At 58.3% G+C, this 16,350-nt stretch carries 12 protein-coding genes; 2 read left to right on the top strand and 10 right to left on the bottom strand.

The window, feature by feature from the left end:
• Positions 1–152 precede the first annotated feature (152 nt).
• Positions 153–1,058, bottom strand: coding sequence for a hydrogen peroxide-inducible genes activator (locus K3754_RS13145; protein WP_259937891.1), 906 nt, complete (start codon positions 1,056–1,058; stop codon positions 153–155).
• A gap of 94 nt (positions 1,059–1,152) precedes the next feature.
• Between K3754_RS13145 and katG the strand changes: the two genes are divergently transcribed.
• Both katG and K3754_RS13155 read left to right on the top strand, forming a co-directional pair.
• Positions 1,153–3,378 carry a catalase/peroxidase HPI gene (katG, locus tag K3754_RS13150; protein ID WP_203210647.1) on the top strand — a complete coding sequence of 742 codons (2,226 nt, stop codon included), beginning with the start codon at positions 1,153–1,155 and terminating at the stop codon, positions 3,376–3,378.
• 146 nt (positions 3,379–3,524) lie between these two features.
• Positions 3,525–5,570, top strand: coding sequence for an NADH:flavin oxidoreductase (locus K3754_RS13155; RefSeq protein WP_203210646.1), 2,046 nt, complete (start codon positions 3,525–3,527; stop codon positions 5,568–5,570).
• Positions 5,571–5,573: 3 nt separating this feature from the next.
• Here K3754_RS13155 and K3754_RS13160 read toward each other — a convergent pair whose 3' ends face one another.
• From K3754_RS13160 to K3754_RS13200, 9 genes are all read right to left on the bottom strand, one after another.
• Entirely contained in the window at positions 5,574–6,527 is a 954-nt protein-coding gene (locus K3754_RS13160; protein WP_259937895.1) for an FAD:protein FMN transferase, read from the bottom strand.
• An 18-nt stretch (positions 6,528–6,545) separates the two neighbouring features.
• Positions 6,546–7,073, bottom strand: coding sequence for a nitrous oxide reductase accessory protein NosL (locus K3754_RS13165; protein WP_259937897.1), 528 nt, complete (start codon positions 7,071–7,073; stop codon positions 6,546–6,548).
• The gene (locus K3754_RS13170) at positions 7,070–7,900 is read right to left on the bottom strand and encodes an ABC transporter permease (RefSeq protein ID WP_259937899.1); all 831 of its coding nucleotides are present in this window, start codon (positions 7,898–7,900) and stop codon (positions 7,070–7,072) included. Before K3754_RS13170 ends, K3754_RS13165 begins: the two co-directional genes overlap by 4 nt.
• Positions 7,897–8,799, bottom strand: a complete 903-nt coding sequence (locus K3754_RS13175; RefSeq protein WP_259937900.1) for an ABC transporter ATP-binding protein — start codon at positions 8,797–8,799, stop codon at positions 7,897–7,899. Before K3754_RS13175 ends, K3754_RS13170 begins: the two co-directional genes overlap by 4 nt.
• The gene (locus K3754_RS13180) at positions 8,796–10,061 is read right to left on the bottom strand and encodes a nitrous oxide reductase family maturation protein NosD (protein WP_259937908.1); all 1,266 of its coding nucleotides are present in this window, start codon (positions 10,059–10,061) and stop codon (positions 8,796–8,798) included. The genes K3754_RS13175 and K3754_RS13180 overlap by 4 nt, the downstream gene beginning before the upstream one ends.
• Positions 10,062–10,072: 11 nt before the next feature.
• A complete protein-coding gene (gene nosZ, locus K3754_RS13185; RefSeq protein WP_259937910.1) occupies positions 10,073–11,989 on the bottom strand; it encodes a TAT-dependent nitrous-oxide reductase in 1,917 nt (638 codons plus the stop codon).
• 72 nt (positions 11,990–12,061) lie between these two features.
• Complete coding sequence (locus K3754_RS13190) at positions 12,062–14,269, bottom strand: NosR/NirI family protein (RefSeq protein WP_259937911.1); 2,208 nt, start codon at positions 14,267–14,269, stop codon at positions 12,062–12,064.
• A gap of 135 nt (positions 14,270–14,404) precedes the next feature.
• Complete coding sequence (locus tag K3754_RS13195) at positions 14,405–15,271, bottom strand: alpha/beta fold hydrolase (RefSeq protein WP_259937912.1); 867 nt, start codon at positions 15,269–15,271, stop codon at positions 14,405–14,407.
• Positions 15,268–16,350, bottom strand: a complete 1,083-nt coding sequence (locus tag K3754_RS13200; RefSeq protein ID WP_259937913.1) for a branched-chain amino acid ABC transporter permease — start codon at positions 16,348–16,350, stop codon at positions 15,268–15,270. Before K3754_RS13200 ends, K3754_RS13195 begins: the two co-directional genes overlap by 4 nt.

A 16,350-nucleotide genomic window follows, 5' to 3' on the forward strand; every position in this document is an offset into this window, starting at 1 on the left:
CGGACGGCCATGTCCGTTTGGGGCATCTAGAACATCAGTCGTTACAACCAGATTAACGTGGACGAGTGAGTTGAATGGCACAGGAAGGCGTCAACACTTTGAAATCAAAACATATTGCCTCATACGCCGCCCAAATCACCATGGCTTTTTTCTTAGTTTGTGCGTCGTTGATCCTGCGCCGCCAAACGCACGACTTCGGACAATTCTTGCAATTGTGATGCCAGCGGGGTCGTGCGCCGCCAGATCATTCCAATTGTGCGCGAAGGTTGTTGACCCGCAAACCGCGCACAATCCACAGCCGCAGAACGGGTCTCAACTGACCGCGCCATTTCGGGGATCATTGTCACGCCGATGCCCGCGCCGACCATCTGTACCAATGTTGCAAGTGAACTGCCGTCCAGACCGTTCCGAGGGGGGCTGGCATCCGCCTGACAAAACGACAAAGCCTGATCGCGAAAGCAATGCCCTTCTTCGAGCAGAAGAAGCCGCATATCGCGCAATTCTTCGCGGGTTGGCACCGGCGCATCGGCTTGCGTTGCCGGGCGCACCAGAAGGAAATCTTCAGAAAACAATGGTGTCTCAATCAGGGATGGCTCGGACACCGGCAATGCCACGATCGCCGCATCAAGGCCGCCCTCCAGCAACTCTTGCACCAGCCGCGCTGTCAAGGTTTCGCGCAGATGTAGGTCCATCCGCGGATAGCGCCGCGTCAGATCGCCAATTAGCCGGGGCAGCAAATAAGGCGCGATGGTCGGGATGACACCCAACCGGAACGTGCCGGCCAATCCGTCCTGCCCCGCACGGGCGAAATCGCCCAGATCATCCACCGCACTTAGGATACCGCGCACCTTTGCGCTGATTTCGGCCCCAAAGGCGGTGAGCCGCACCTCGCGGGCGCCACGTTCAAACAGGGGTCGGCCCAATTGGGTCTCCATCTCTTTGATCTGCACGGACAACGCGGGCTGCGAGATGGAGCAAAAGGCGGCAGCGCGGCCAAAATGTTGCTGCTGCGCCAAGGCTTCGAAATAGCGGAGCTGTTTCAGTGTTAGATTTATCATAACCTCAAACTATCAAAGCCATCCGAAAATCCAATTTTTATTTACCGCGCCACCTTGTTAGAAAGATTCCAAATCACACAAAAGGGAGAGACCAATGGACGGCAATGACATGGATACAGGTGGCAAATGCCCCGTGATGCACGGCGCGGCCAAGCATACGACACAAAGCGTCCGGTCCAACCGGGACTGGTGGCCCAATCAGCTTAACCTGCGAATTTTGCATCAAAATACCCCCCTGTCTGATCCGATGGCCAAGGACTTTAACTATGCCGAAGCGTTCAAATCTCTGGATCTGGACGCGCTGAAAAAGGATCTGGCGGATCTGATGACAGATTCGCAGGATTGGTGGCCCGCCGATTATGGTCACTACGGCCCGATGTTCGTGCGCATGACCTGGCACTCTGCCGGCACTTACCGCACTGGCGACGGTCGCGGCGGCGCCTCTTCCGGCTCGCAACGGTTTGCGCCGCTGAATTCCTGGCCTGACAACGGCAACCTCGACAAGGCCCGCCGTTTGCTGTGGCCGATCAAACAGAAATACGGCAATGCGATCTCTTGGGCCGATTTGTTTGTACTGACCGGCAATGTCGCCATGGAAACCATGGGTTTCGAGTGCTTTGGTTTTGCCGGTGGCCGCGAGGACATCTGGGAGCCTGAGGAAGACATTTACTGGGGCACCGAAGAGGAATGGCTGGCCACGTCAGACAAACCCGGCAGCCGGTATTCCGGCGAACGCGATCTGGAAAACCCGCTGGCCGCTGTGCAGATGGGCCTGATCTACGTGAACCCCGAAGGCCCGGACGGCAACCCCGATCCGCAGGCCTCAGCCCATGATATCCGCGACACCTTTGCGCGGATGGCGATGAATGATGCCGAAACCGTTGCATTGGTTGCTGGTGGTCACACCTTTGGCAAGGCGCATGGCGCGGGCGATCCGTCACTCGTGGGGGCAGAGCCGGAAGCAGCGCCGATCCACGAGATGGGTCTTGGCTGGCGCAACACATTTGAAAGCGGGCTGGCGGCGCATACCACAACCTCCGGCATCGAAGGCGCATGGACCCCGACGCCGATCACTTGGGATATGAGCTATTTCGACACTCTGCTGAACAACGAATGGGAGCTGACCAAAAGCCCCGCAGGCGCCAACCAGTGGAAGCCCAAGGGCGATGCAATGGCGGGCACCGTGCCGGATGCGGCCAGCGGCGAGAAAAAGTATCAACCGATGATGACCACCGCCGATTTGGCACTCAAGGTTGATCCGGAATACGCCAAAATTTCAAAGCATTACCATGAAAACCCCGAAGAGTTTGCCGATGCCTACGCGCGGGCCTGGTTCAAGCTGACCCACCGCGATATGGGGCCAAAAGCCCGCTATCTGGGCAAGGAAGTGCCGGCTGAAGATCTGATCTGGCAGGATCCCATCCCTGCCGTCGATCACCCGTTGGTGGATGCGTCAGACATCGCGGCCCTCAAGGGTAAGATTGCCGAGACTGGCCTGTCCACCGCCGATCTGGTCAAGACCGCATGGGCCTCTGCCGCGACCTTCCGCGGTTCTGACAAACGCGGCGGCGCGAATGGCGCCCGTATCCGTCTGGCCCCGCAGAAGGATTGGGAAGTCAACGAACCGGCAACGCTGTCCAAAACCCTGGATGCGCTGGAACAGATCCAATCCGACTTCAATGCATCTGCAGCTGCCGGCAAGAAAGTCTCCCTTGCCGATCTGATCGTGCTGGCCGGGTCTGTCGGGGTCGAACAGGCGGCCAAGGCGGCAGGCCACGACATCGAGGTGCCGTTTACACCGGGCCGCATGGACGCCTCTGCCGATCAGACCGATGCCGAAAGCTTTGACGTGCTGGAACCGCAGGCAGACGGGTTCCGCAACTATCTCAAGGTGGATTATGCGGTGCCAACAGAAAAGCTGTTGGTGGACCGTGCGCAACTGCTGACCCTGACCGCGCCCGAAATGACCGTTTTGGTTGGTGGGATGCGGGCGATTGGTGCCAATGCAGGCGGTTCAACCCATGGCATCTTCACCGACCGTCCCGGTGCGTTGACAACCGATTTCTTTGTCAACGTTCTGGACATGGGCACCGAATGGAAACCTGTAGACGACAAGGAAGAGGTGTTTGAAGGGCGTGACCGCGCAAGTGGTGAGGTCAAATGGACCGCGACGCGAACCGATTTGATCTTTGGTTCCAACTCGCAATTGCGCGCCTTGTCAGAGGTGTATGGCGCAGCGGATGCCAAGGATACCTTTATCCCGGATTTCGTCGCGGCATGGACCAAGGTGATGAACGCGGATCGGTTTGATCTGGCCTAAATCCCGGCCAAGGACCCGATACCAATGAAAAGCGGCGTTTCCTGTTCATGGAAGCGCCGCTTTTTGTTTTTCGATTGTTCAAAAGGGACGCTAAGCTTTGCCCATGCGGGCGCAATACTGGCCCGCGCAATCCGATGGTGAGGCCCATGTCAAAAGATCCACTGCTCCAGCCTTTTCAGCTCAAACACCTGACGCTCAAGAACCGGATCATGACCACGGCCCATGAGCCCGCCTATCCCGAAAACGGCATGCCCAAGGACCGCTATGCCGCCTATCATGCAGAGCGGGCCAAGGCCGGTGTTGCGCTGGCGATGACCGCCGGATCCGCGACTGTAAGCCGGGACAGCCCGCCAGTGTTCAACAATATTCTGGCCTACCGCGATGACGTGGTGCCATGGGTGCGCAAACTGACAGATGCGGTGCATGAACATGGCTGCGCGGTGATGATCCAACTGACCCATCTGGGGCGGCGCACGGGGTGGAACAAGGGCGATTGGCTGCCGTCTGTGTCGTCCTCCAAACACCGCGAACCGGCGCACCGGTCCTTTCCCAAGCTGTTGGAAGACTGGGATATTGACCGGATCATCACCGATTTTGCCGATGCCGCAGAACGGATGAGAGACGGCGGCATGGATGGAATTGAATTGCAGGTTTACGGCCATCTTCTGGATCAGCTTTGGTCGCCTCTGACCAATGATCTGACCGGGCCTTATGGCGCCGATACACTGGAAAACCGGATGCGGTTTCCGATGGATGTGCTGGAGGCGATCCGCAAACGCGTCGGGTCGGAGTTCATCGTGGGCCTGCGCTATACCGCTGATGAGGCGCAGGCGGGCGGGATCTCTGCCGAAGAAGGCCTTGAGATTTCCAAGCGGCTGGCAAACAGCGGTCAGGTGGATTTTCTCAATGTGATCCGGGGGCGCATTCATACCGATCCGGCGATGACCGACATTATCCCGGTTCAGGGCATGCAATCTGCCCCACATCTGGATTTTGCCGGATCGGTCAAAGCGGCGACCGGCATGCCAACCTTTCACGCGGCCCGCATTCCCGATGTGGCCACGGCGCGGCATGCGGTGGCTTCGGGCCTTCTGGATATGGTTGGCATGACCCGCGCCCATATGGCGGACCCACATATCGTGCGCAAAATCACCGAAGGGCGCGAGGATGACATTCGCCCCTGTGTCGGGGCAACCTATTGTTTGGACCGGATATATCAGGCAGGCGAGGCCCTGTGCATTCACAATGCCGCCACGGGACGAGAGCTGAGCATGCCGCATGATATTGCCCCAGCGCCGCAGCCGCGCAAGGTGGTGATCATCGGCGCTGGCCCTGCCGGATTGGAAGCCGCCCGGGTGGCCGCGATGCGCGGTCATCAGGTGACGGTGTTTGAGGCCGCCGCAGACCCCGGCGGGCAGATCCGGCTGACCGCGCAATCGCCACGGCGGCGCGAGATGATCGGCATCATTGATTGGCGCATGGCGCAATGTGCGGCGCGGGATGTGACTTTCCACTTCAACACATGGGCCGAGGCGGCGGATGTCACTGCACTTAACCCCGCTGTGGTGATCGTTGCCACAGGCGGGCTGCCGAACACCGAACTGTTCGAGACCGGGCGCGAGGCGCCGCATGTGATCACCAGTTGGGATCTGATCTCGGGCGATGTGAAACCTGCCGGGCATATCCTGATCTATGATGAAAGCGGTGACCACCCTGCCCTGCAAGCCGCTGAACTTGCGGCACAAAGCGGTGCATCGGTTGAGATCATGACACCCGATCGCAGCTTTGCCCCCGAGGTGATGGGCATGAACCTAGTGCCCTATATGCGCAGCCTTCAGGACAAGGATGTGACCTTTACCGTCACGCGCCGCTTGGTGGATGTGGCCCCGGCGGGGAACAAAATGCGGGCCACCATCGGGACCGACTACTCTGATCACACCTATGAGAAAGACTATGATCAGGTGGTTCTGAACTACGGTACACTGCCACTGGATGATCTCTATTTCGACCTCAAACCGCAGTCATCCAATGGCGGCGCGGTGGATTATGAGGCACTGATCGCGGGACAGCCCCAGGGGATCCTGACCAACCCGGAGGGCCAGTTTCAACTCTTCCGGATTGGTGATGCCGTGTCAGCCCGCAACACCCATGCGGCGATTTATGATGCGCTGCGACTCGTGAAAGATATCTGAACGTCAGGTCACGCGCAGCCGCAGCTGGCGCCCTTCCGGCCCTGCCGCGATAATATCAACGCAAGCGAAGCCCTTGATACAGCTACGCATTTGATCTGCCTGCATCAGGCTCGCGGCGGTCGAGAGCCCGTCGGCTATCGCAGCGGATGGATGGATCACGCTGACACGGCTCCAATATTGCGGGGCGGGGTTGCCTGTTCGGGGATCAAGAATATGGCTGGCCTGTCCGGCGATTGTCATGCCCTGCGGGGCAGATGTTGCCACCGATTTATTGCTCAGCCGGATAGACTGCGCCGCCGGTTGGTCACTTTTCTCGGCCAGCCCGACGCGCCATGCCTTTTGGTCCGGCCCATGCCCCATCGCCGAAATCTCGCCCATATCGACCACGGCATCTGTCACACCGTTGCTGCGAAGCAATGCGGTGATGCGGTCGGTGATATAGCCCTGCGCGATGCCGTTGAGGGTCAGTTGCATGCCCCCTTGGTCAAAGGAGATTTCGCCCGCGCCAAAGCGGACTTTTTCCCAGCCGATCTTGGCATGGGCGGAGGCAATTGTGTCCTGTGTGGGCGTCCCGTTGGCATTGGCATAGGCGGTCCAAAGCGGTTGAATGGTGGGATCAAAAAGGCCATCCGTGGCGCCGTGGATGGCCCCGACCTGCCCCAGAAGTTCCAGCATTTCAGGCGGCGGCGCTTGCAAGCGCCCCTTGGCGTTTAATTGCGACAGGGCACTGCCGGGTTGATAAAGGCTAAAAAGTTTTTCCAACCGCAACAGTTCATTGCGGGTGATTTCAATCAGATGTGCCGCATGGTCCTGATCCAGCCCGACAAGCCGCAACTGCACCCGAGCGCCCAGCGCCACGCCTTGCCAATCCGCCGTGGCTTGGGCGGCACTGGCCTGCCCTGAGACCAATGCAAAACCAGCGGTGATCGCGATAAATCGGCGGCGTGAAACAGTCATGGCCTGCGTCCTTGTTTCTTAAGAATCCTGAAAACCCAGTTCAACCGGACCCAGCACATAGTCATCGGGGATCTGGTGTAATTGCAGCACACGGCCGCCGTGGATCTGGGCAAAGTCATTTGCGGCGGCCTGCGTTCCGAAAGGCACTGCCTCAGGCGCGCCCATGCTGCCGGTGCGGGTGCTTTCGATCACAAAGAACGCCTCGTAAAGATCAATCCAAGTGTCGTCAGCGGGAAAATCCCAATCTGCCGCGCGGCCCATGTCATTGACGTAAATCGCCACGGGCTCCTGCGTTTCTTCGGGCAAGCGGGTAAAGGCGATGGCGTCGCGGACCTGCGAGAACCAGATCGGATGGTCGATGCCCTTGAGATGGATCTGCGCCTTGGGTCCGGTGTGTTCCAGAATGGTCATGTTGCAATAATGGCCAACCGCCTCTTCGGTCATGGCGATGGCAACGGGGCGTTCGGCGGCTAGCTCTTCCTTGCATCCAGCAAGGGCAACGCAGGCACAGATTGCCAGGGCGGCCAGCTTCAAATGCTGTCTCATGGTTTGATCCTCCGCATCATCACAACAGTCAGTGCAAGTGCCACAACGATCCAGATGAATGGGCTGGCAATGGCTAGCTGAGGCGCGAAGGGCAAAACGTCACCGCCCGCCGCAAACCCGGTGCTGGCACCCGCAGCATCCAGAGCTGTGAGGTTAAACAGGCGAAAGGCATCTGCCGGATTGGCCACAAGAAGGTAAGGAAACAGATCGGTGGCAAAAACCCCTTCGGGATCTGCCAGCAAGCCGCCCAGCAGCGCCATATCATACAGCACCACCGCAAAAAGCCAGATCGCAATGGCCAGGGCCGCAGCCGTGCCGGTCTGGCGCACACAGGCGCTGGCGACATATCCGATGCCGACGAATGTGGCGCCCAGGGCAATGCTGGTGCCAATCACCCGCGCCAGATCCAGAACACCTGCCAAGGCCACGTTGTCGATGGCGAAGAAGGCACAGACCCCCGCCAAGCCATAGCCGATCAATACCGCAATGGACAAAACGATCACATGACCCAGAAACTTTCCCATGACCACCGCGGCGCGGCTGACCGGGCTGGCAAGGGTCAGTTGCAATGTCCCGCGATCAATTTCCCCGGCAATCGCGTCAAATGACAGCAACAGGGCGATCAACGGCACCAGATAGACCGAAAGTGTCGCGAGGCTGGCGGAGATGATCGTCAATCCGTCCGTGCTGCTAGAAGTGGCGGGGCCAGAGCCAAGCAAAACCAGCAACAGCGCGAACACCAGCAGGATCGCGGTTGCCAGCATGATCCATTTGTTGCGCATACCGATGCGCACTTCGTTCTGGGCGATGGCGATCAGGCCGCTCATTGTCTTGTCTCCGTATCCGCCGAATAGTGGCGGTAAATGTCATCAAGGCTGGGTGGGTAGACCTCCACATCCCGTACGACCGTGCCAAGGGCCGAGATGGCCGTCAAACGCTGCATTTTTTCGGGATAGCGGCATTCCAATTCGACCGTGGCGCCGTTGATCCGCTGGCCGCCCATCTGCTGGTGCACTTTATCGACATGCGCCGTGTCGGCTTGCACCCGAATGCGCAGCGGCAGGTTTGCCGAATGTTGCAGATCGGTCAGGGGCGCATCCGCCACCAGCTTGCCTTTGCGCAGGATCGCAACCCGGTCGGTGCGCGCTTCGATCTCGCTGAGACCATGAGAGGACAGCAGCACCGCAGTGCCGCGTTCCGCCATTTTCGAGATCAGGTGGTAGAACCGTTGCCGCGCCAGAGGATCCAGACCTGAGGTTGGTTCATCCAGCAAAAGCAGTTTGGGATCGCCCAGCATCGCCTGCGCAAGGCCAAGCCGCTGGCGCATGCCTTTAGAATAAGTGCCACATCGTTGATCTGCGGCCTCCGTAAGGTCCACATCGTCCAGAACCTGATCCACCGCAGCGGGCGCAACGCCCTTCAGCTTGGCGTAAAAGGCAACTGTTTCGCGGCCTGTCAAAAGCTTGGGGAATGACACGCTTTCTGGCAGGTAGGACACCGTATTGCGGGCCGCCGAAGTGCCGGGCGCCGCGCCATTGATGGTGATCTGTCCGTCGCTGGGGCTCAAAAAACCCAAAATGATGCGAAAGAGCGTGGTTTTGCCCGCGCCATTGTGGCCCAGCAGGGCCACCCGTTCACCCGGCGCCACATCAAAGGAGACATCTGACAGGACGTCGCGGTGGGCAAAGCACATGGAAACGTTGGAAATATTGAGCAAGGAGGTCATCTGAGGGAGGCCTGTTGTACGAGAGGGGCTGCCGGCTGCGGCGGCGGGTTCATCAGGGGGGCGTCATCAACCACACCGCCGGGCAAAAGCGCGGGAAACTCTTTTTGCGCCCAGCGGATCAACTGGATCGCAGGACTGCCCAGCAGCAGTTTGGCCGAAGGCTGTGTCCACAGGATGTGATCCATCGCGTCGTTGGGGCGGAACGCCTGATCCGCGATGCCGTCGCCGTTGACATCATAGGCGCTGTGATCGCTCCAGTAATTGCCGGTCCAGACATGGTCTTTGGTCCCGACATATTTGACCTGGGTCTTACTGCCGACAAAGGCGTTTCCGGCAATGGTATTGCGGTCCGATCCAGCAGTGAAATGAATGCCGATTTGGCATTTCTCGAAGGTGTTGTTCAGCAGTTTGTTCTTGTTGGCATTGTACATGAAAAGGCATTTTTCGCCGCCCTCTCGCACGATGTTGTCCTTGATCACCGATGAATTGGCGTAGTTCAGCATGATGCCGTGGTCGCGGTCACGGATAGAGGTGTTGCCGATCACCTTGACCCGTGTGCTGAACATGATGGCAAAGCCGAGGTGATTGCCGATCGAAATGTTGCCGGATACTTCGGTGTTGTCCGCATACATGTAATGCACCGCAAAGCGCAGATCCTCGAACCGGTTGTCCGAAAACACGTTTTTGCGGCTGGAGTTCACAAAAATACCATCCCGCCCATAGCGAACGGAATTGCCGACCACCTTTGTGCCCGGCGCATTCCAGATATAAATTCCATTGCCGCGGCGGTTCATCAGGCGGTCGCGGCGGCCAATGATTGTGTTGTTCTCGACCAGCGCGTTCTTGGCGCCATGCACATCCACGCCGTAAAGATTGCCCTCGAACCGGTTGTTCGTGATCTGCGCGCCCTTGGCCTTTTTGGTCAGCTGCACGCCGCTGTCGATATTCTGGTGGTCCGATCCGGAGCCACGAATTGTCAGGCCCGCAATGGTCACATCAGGCGCATCGACGGTGATCACCGATCCTGCGTCCGGGCCGATCACCTCTGATCCGTTCTGTCCTATGATGGAGAGTGTTTTTCCCAAAGTTACGCCACCGCCATAGGTGCCAGCCTGCAAGATCAGACGGTCGCCGGCGTCAGCGGTTCGGATGGCCCCGGCCAAGCTGCCCTGCCCCGGTGCCACCGGGATATCTGCCGCAAGGGCAGACACCGGCAGCACAAGGCTGAGCACGCTCGCAAAGGTCAGGGCCATCCGTTTCATGTCAGCTTGCCTTAAGTTGCTCGAGGCTCAACAAACATCCGGCCGCGCATTTCCATGTGCAGCGCGTGGCAGAACCACTGGCAATAGAACCAGTGCACGCCCGGACGGTTGGCCACGAAGGTCACCGAAGAGGTTGCTTGTGGCGCAACTTCCATCGCGATGCCGTGGTTGGAGAGGCAGAAGCCGTGGGTCACGTCATCCACATCATCAAGGTTGGTCACGTAAACGGTGACTTCATCGCCTTGCTTGACAGTGAATTCCTCAAGACCGAACTGCGGCGCAACAGAGGTCATATAGACCCGCACCTTGTTGCCGTCGCGGATCACCACATCGTCGGATTCCAGATCCACACCGTCAGCCGCGGCTTGCTTGACCGCATCTGCAAAAACCGGATCAGCACGATCCCAGACATTCACAGGCTTCACAATGTCGGCGCGAACGATGATGGAATCATGTGGCTCGGCAAATGTTGGGCCGTCATGCACAACAGACATCTCGTCGCCCGAGGCAATGTCGATCAGCTGTTCGTTCTCAGGCTTCAATGGGCCTACGTTGATGAACCGGTCCTTGGAGAACTTGTTCATCGAGATTAGCCATTCACCATCCGCCTCGGCGGTTTCGCCCATCGAGGTAGAGTTGTGGCCGGGCTGGTAGTGAACGTCCACTTTGGAGATGATCGGATCGACATCTTCGCCCGCAAAGGCGCGGATGGCTTTGTCGATGTTCCATTTCACAACCTGGCTGTCGAGGAACAGCGTGGTAAAGGCGTTGCCTTTGCCGTCATAGGCGGTGTGAAGCGGGCCAAGGCCCAGCTCTGGCTCGCCGACGATGCAGGACCGTGGATCGATATCGCTTTCGAACAGCGCATCCAGTTTTTCAACGTCGATGATCGACACTGTCGGGGACAGTTTACCGTTGATCACCACGTGGCGTTTGTCCGGTGCGGTATTCACGCCATGCGGGCTGTTCGGGATCGGGATATAGCGGGTGTATTTCTTGTTCTGACCTTTGCGGCCATCGACAACAGGCACACCGTTCAACATCTGCACGTCACCGGCCTTGACGCCCTCTTCAATGGCTTTGAGGTTGAATACAACCACGTGGTCCATCTCTGCTTCGGTCATATCGGCAAGGGTCATACCCATTTCAGAGTTGTAGCTGGTCGAGAAGGCGTATTTGCCCTGATAGTCACAATCGGTGTTATCAAGGTTGCCGCTGACGATCACCTGCCAGGCCACTTTCATCTCGTCACCATCAATGGCGGTGAAGATGTTCACGTATTTTTCAGGCTCGTTCAGGATCTGGCCATCATTGACCAGCGGCACTTCGTGTTCACCGTTGGCAAAGACGTAACCGGTGCGCGGGTATTTCTGCGGACGCATGCCGTGGATGTCTTGGGCGTTCGGGATTTCGATGATCTTGTCGCATTTCATCACGTCACAACGGATACGCGCCACGCGGGTGTTGGCCTTGTCGTTGGCAAACAGATAGCGGCCATCATAGGTGCCATCGGTGAAGGACATATGCGGGTGGTGCAAATCGCCGTTGTCGTAGGTTTTCATGCCTTTGGCGGCAAGAAATTCCTTGGTTTCGGGCATCAGACCTTCGGTCAGGATTTTCAGACTTTCGTTGGTCTGGCCCCAACCGGTGGCCGAGCATCGGTTGAACACCGGAATACGCATCAGTTCGCGCATGGAAGGAAAGCCGAGAATGCGCACTTCACCGGTTTGGCCGGACGACCAAAAACCGTAATAGGGGTCCAACTCACCGGGGGCGAGGTTCACTTTGGACGCACCAGCCGCCGCAGCAGGCTTGGCAGACCCAGGGACGAAGCCGGACGCCAGACCGGCACCGGCAGCAGCAGCGGCACCCGCTGTCAGCACACCGCGCCGCGAGAAGCCTTTTTTCCGGGTTTCTTCAGCAGACATATCTCTCTTCCTTTTTCAGATATTAAATCTTGAATATGTTTCCGAGATTCGGTAACATTAAGGACTGAGTACCTAGGTCGATTCTTTCTGTCTTTGATCTGGGACAACAAATGCATTTGGATGGTTTGCCTTGTCTCGCGCCCGGCGCACGGCCTTCTTGATGCAGACAGGACAATCCTTTTCACTTTGATACAAAACCTGACAGTGCAGGCACTGATGGCATTCGTTGGGATTGATATTCCCTTCAGGATGAATGGCTTGCACCATGCATTCCTTGGCACAGCGCTGGCAGGGGCTGCCGCATTCCTTGTACCTTTTGAGCCAATCAAACATCCGCAACCGGCCCGGGATCGCCAGCGCCGCGCCAAGCGGGCACAGATAGCGACAATAGAACCGTTCGATAAACAGCCCAGCCCCGAGCAGCGCCACAGCAAACAGAACATAGGGCCATGAGCGTTGGAATTTCAGGATAATCGCGGTCTTAAACGGCTCGACCTCGGCATACCGTTCGGCCAACTCAAGCGAATAGAGCGACAGTCCAAAGAGCCCCAGAAAAATCATATATTTGATCGGCCAAAGCCGTTCGTGCAGGCCCCAGGGCACGGTGATCTGCGGCACTTTGAAGAACCGTGCGATCTTGTTTGAAAGTTCCTGCAATGCGCCAAACGGGCAGAGCCAGCCACAGAACACCCCCCTGCCCCAGAACAACAGTGACGCGGCCACCGAGAACCAAAGGATAAAGACAAGCGGGTCCATCAGGAATGCGGACCATGAGAAATCTGTCGTGACCGCCGCAAAAAAAGCCAGAACGTTCACCACCGACAATTGCGCGTTGGAATACCAACCCAGCACGATCAGGGTAAAGCTGAGGAACCCGATGCGGAACCAATAGGCAAACCGCGCATTGCGTGTGACCTGCATCTGGAAAAAGAACACCACCGTCAGCCCCCCGATGGCCGCGACCAGCAGCGCCACTTCGATCCTTTTTTGATCCCAGATGCGCAGCCACAAGTGGCTCAACTCATCCGGATCGCTGGAGGCCGCAATCGATCCGCCGTTTGTCGGCGCCGCAGCGGGGGTCACGGTTTCAAGATGGCGGTCTGGCAGACGGTAGCCCAGATCGAAAGTGATGAAGGTCTTGTCAATTGCCCCCACGGCCCTCTGCACAAGCAGTTGCAGTCGAAATGGCTCTGCGGGATCAAACTCGACATCGGCAGGTATCTTGAAGATGTCCAGCTCTGTAAAGGAGGGCGCATCTTCGGGGGCCAGCCGGCCAAGGCGGCGCTGCTGCCTGTCAAAGAACCGTGCCGAATTGTCCTGCTGGATCAATTGTATGCGGTCAAAAATACCGCCCCGCACATAGCCCGAGCCTTTGAACGAATATTTGCCGCGGCCCAGCACGAGGATCGCTTCTTCTCCTTCGTCCAGCCACTCTAGCAGGTTGGCATACTCATCATCGCCCAAAAGCGTGCGCCCGATCTCCGGTGCGCTGGCCAAAGCGACGTGCATCTCGATGAATGTATCCTCAGGTGCGCCCTTGTCGGGCCGTGCAATGGCGCGAGCATCGCCGCTGTCGATGAAGGCTTGGTTGACCTGCCCTACGTCCAGTCGCAGCGTCCGGATGGAGCCATCCCCGTCAAGAGTTTGCCAATCGGAAACAGGTGCCTCTGCCGCATCGGGCCGCTTGATGGTTTTTTGCGGACCGCTGTTGCGAACAGTCGGTTGCAGCCCGCCAAGGCCAAGCTGCCGTGCGACTTTGATCCCTGCCCGCACGATGGAATCGTCGATAACCATGATCGTCACCGTGGCACCCGAGACGATATCGAGCTCATGCGCGCTGCCGCCGCTCGCTGCTTCTTCGGTCAGATCCATGCCTTTATAGCTTTCGGTGACGGCCCTGATCTCGGAGTTCGGAATGCCGATCAGAACAATGGGTTCGGAATGTTTGACAAGGTTCACCCCCGTCACCTTGGCGTCCTGATCCACCCCCATCAGCACATGAATGGGCTTGCCCGAATAGCCGGTCGTCGTCACGAAATCCGAGGTCAGGAAGACATAACCGATTATTTTACCGTCTTTTTGCGCGGGTAAAACTGGCAGATCCGCGTGCATTTTTCCGTAGGCATCGGCGCCCGGCACCAATTCACCCACGGGTACCTTGCCAATGAACTTTCCGACAATCGGTTCACTCTGCGCCGCACCAGAAAGTAGCATCACACAGACCAAGGCATAGCCGATCAAACCCAAGATCGCGTTCCCCCAGTGTCTACAGCTTGCCATGTCATTGATCCTTTGTTCCGTCGGCACCGCAGCCGCATTTGTTCAATGCGGGTCTAACGGCTTTGCCGGGCGGTCACGTTGATCCATATCAAGACCGAAACAGGAAAAGTCTTGCAGGTTTAAGGGGCCCCGCCCCTAGCCGCAGCGGGTCTGCAATCTCGCCACAACCTCGCGGACAAAACCTACATAACCGGGCAGGGAAAGGCTGGGCGCATGGCCGCACCCTTGCATTGTGGTTGATGTCGGGCGAGGGCCGCTGGCGCACATGCGCTGCAAGATCTGCGGTGGCAGAATGTCGGAGTTTGCGCCCTGAAAGACATGCATGGGCACCCCAATCCGGTCATAGCGTTCCCAAGACAGCAACTCTTCGGCCGAGGCAGTGAATTGCACAACGATCTTGGGGTCATAGTGCAGGGTCAGCCTGCCGTTGCCCATCCGCCTGAGAGATGTCATGGCCATGCGCTGCCAAAACGGATCTTCCGCCGCACCAAAGGGGGCGTAGGTGGTCCTTAGCCATGCTTCGCCCTCTGACACGGTGGCAAAGCTGGGAAGATCCGCGGCATAGGCCAATATCCGGTCAATGGCCGGTTGCGGCACTTCCGGGCCGATATCGTTGATGATCAGATAGCGAAGCCGATCCGCCATCGGGTCGGACGCGATGCGCATCCCGATCAATCCGCCCATGGAGGTGCCGAACCATCCGGCCTTGGCCATCCCGTAGTGGTCCATCACGCCCAATGCGATCCGGGCGTAGTGTTTGATTGAATACTCCGCTTCAGGGTTTTCCGACCAGCTGGATTGCCCACGGCCAATGGTGTCGGGACAAATGACAAAATGATCAGCGGCAAATCCTGCCGCCAGTTCATCAAAATCGCGGCTCGTGCGGGCCAGCCCATGCCACATCACCAGCGGCGGCGCGGATCGGTCGCCCCATTCCGTGACATGCACCTCATGCCCCAGCACAGCAAAGAATGCATGGCGCGGCTGTGCCCTCTGGCTCACCGAGGGGCCCCTTTGGCCATCACCGTGCCCGCAATCCCTTTGGGGAAGAAATAGACCAGCAGGATAAAGATGATGCCCAGCCAGAACAGCCAGCGATCAGGGTCCAGCACATGCGGCAGGACCGGAATATCCACAGTGGCCTTGGCCGCCGCCCCCATCAGATCGCGCAGGTAATATTGCGCCAACACCAGCATCGTCGCGCCGATCACCGCGCCCCACATTGTGCCCATGCCGCCGATCACCACCATCAACAGGATGTCGATCATGATCGCAAAGCTCAGCGCGGTGTCCGGTCCGGTGTATTTGAGCCAGATCGCGTAGATCGTACCCGCCAGCGAGGCCACCAGCGCCGCGATGCAAAACACGAAAGTCCGGTAGCTGACCACGCGATAGCCAATCGCCTCAGCCCGCGCCTCGTTCTCCCGGATCGCTTTCAGGACCGTCCCAAGCGGCGATCCAACCATGCGCAGCATCATCACAAACAGGGCGAGGCAGGTGAAAAACACAAAGTAATAAGCCGCCAGCTTGCCATTGATTTTGACACCGAAGACCCGCAGCACCTTGCCGTTTTCATCCAGCATCAGTTTGGTCGCGGTTTTGAACAGCGCCGGTGCGCGGTAGGTGATGCCATCTTCGCCACCGGTAAAATCGCTCAGCTGTGAGGCCAGAACCAGCGCCACACTGGCCGTGGCAAGGGTGATCATCGCAAAGAAGATCGCCTTGACCCGCAGGGACAACAGGCCAATCGCAACCGCCACAATCAGCGAGACCGCCATCCCGGCCAAGGCACCGACAAGAACGGCATCCCACCCCGGCCCCATCTGTTTGAGGCTGATCGCAGCGCCATAAGCGCCAAAGCCGAAAAACATCGTATGGGCAAAGCTGACGATCCCGGTATACCCGATCAGCAGGTCGTAGCTTGCCACCAGAACGATAAACACACAGACCCGCGCCGCAACTTCCAGCGCCCGCACATCCTGAAACAGGAAAGGTGCAAACAGCAGCAGGGCAAAGATCAACAAAACGGCGGCTTTCACGGCCTTGGTGCCGCTGGTGGTGGTTTGAGACAACGCGTTCAT

It is taken from the genome of Sulfitobacter sp. M368 (assembly GCF_025141875.1).
GTDB lineage: Bacteria > Pseudomonadota > Alphaproteobacteria > Rhodobacterales > Rhodobacteraceae > Sulfitobacter > Sulfitobacter mediterraneus_A.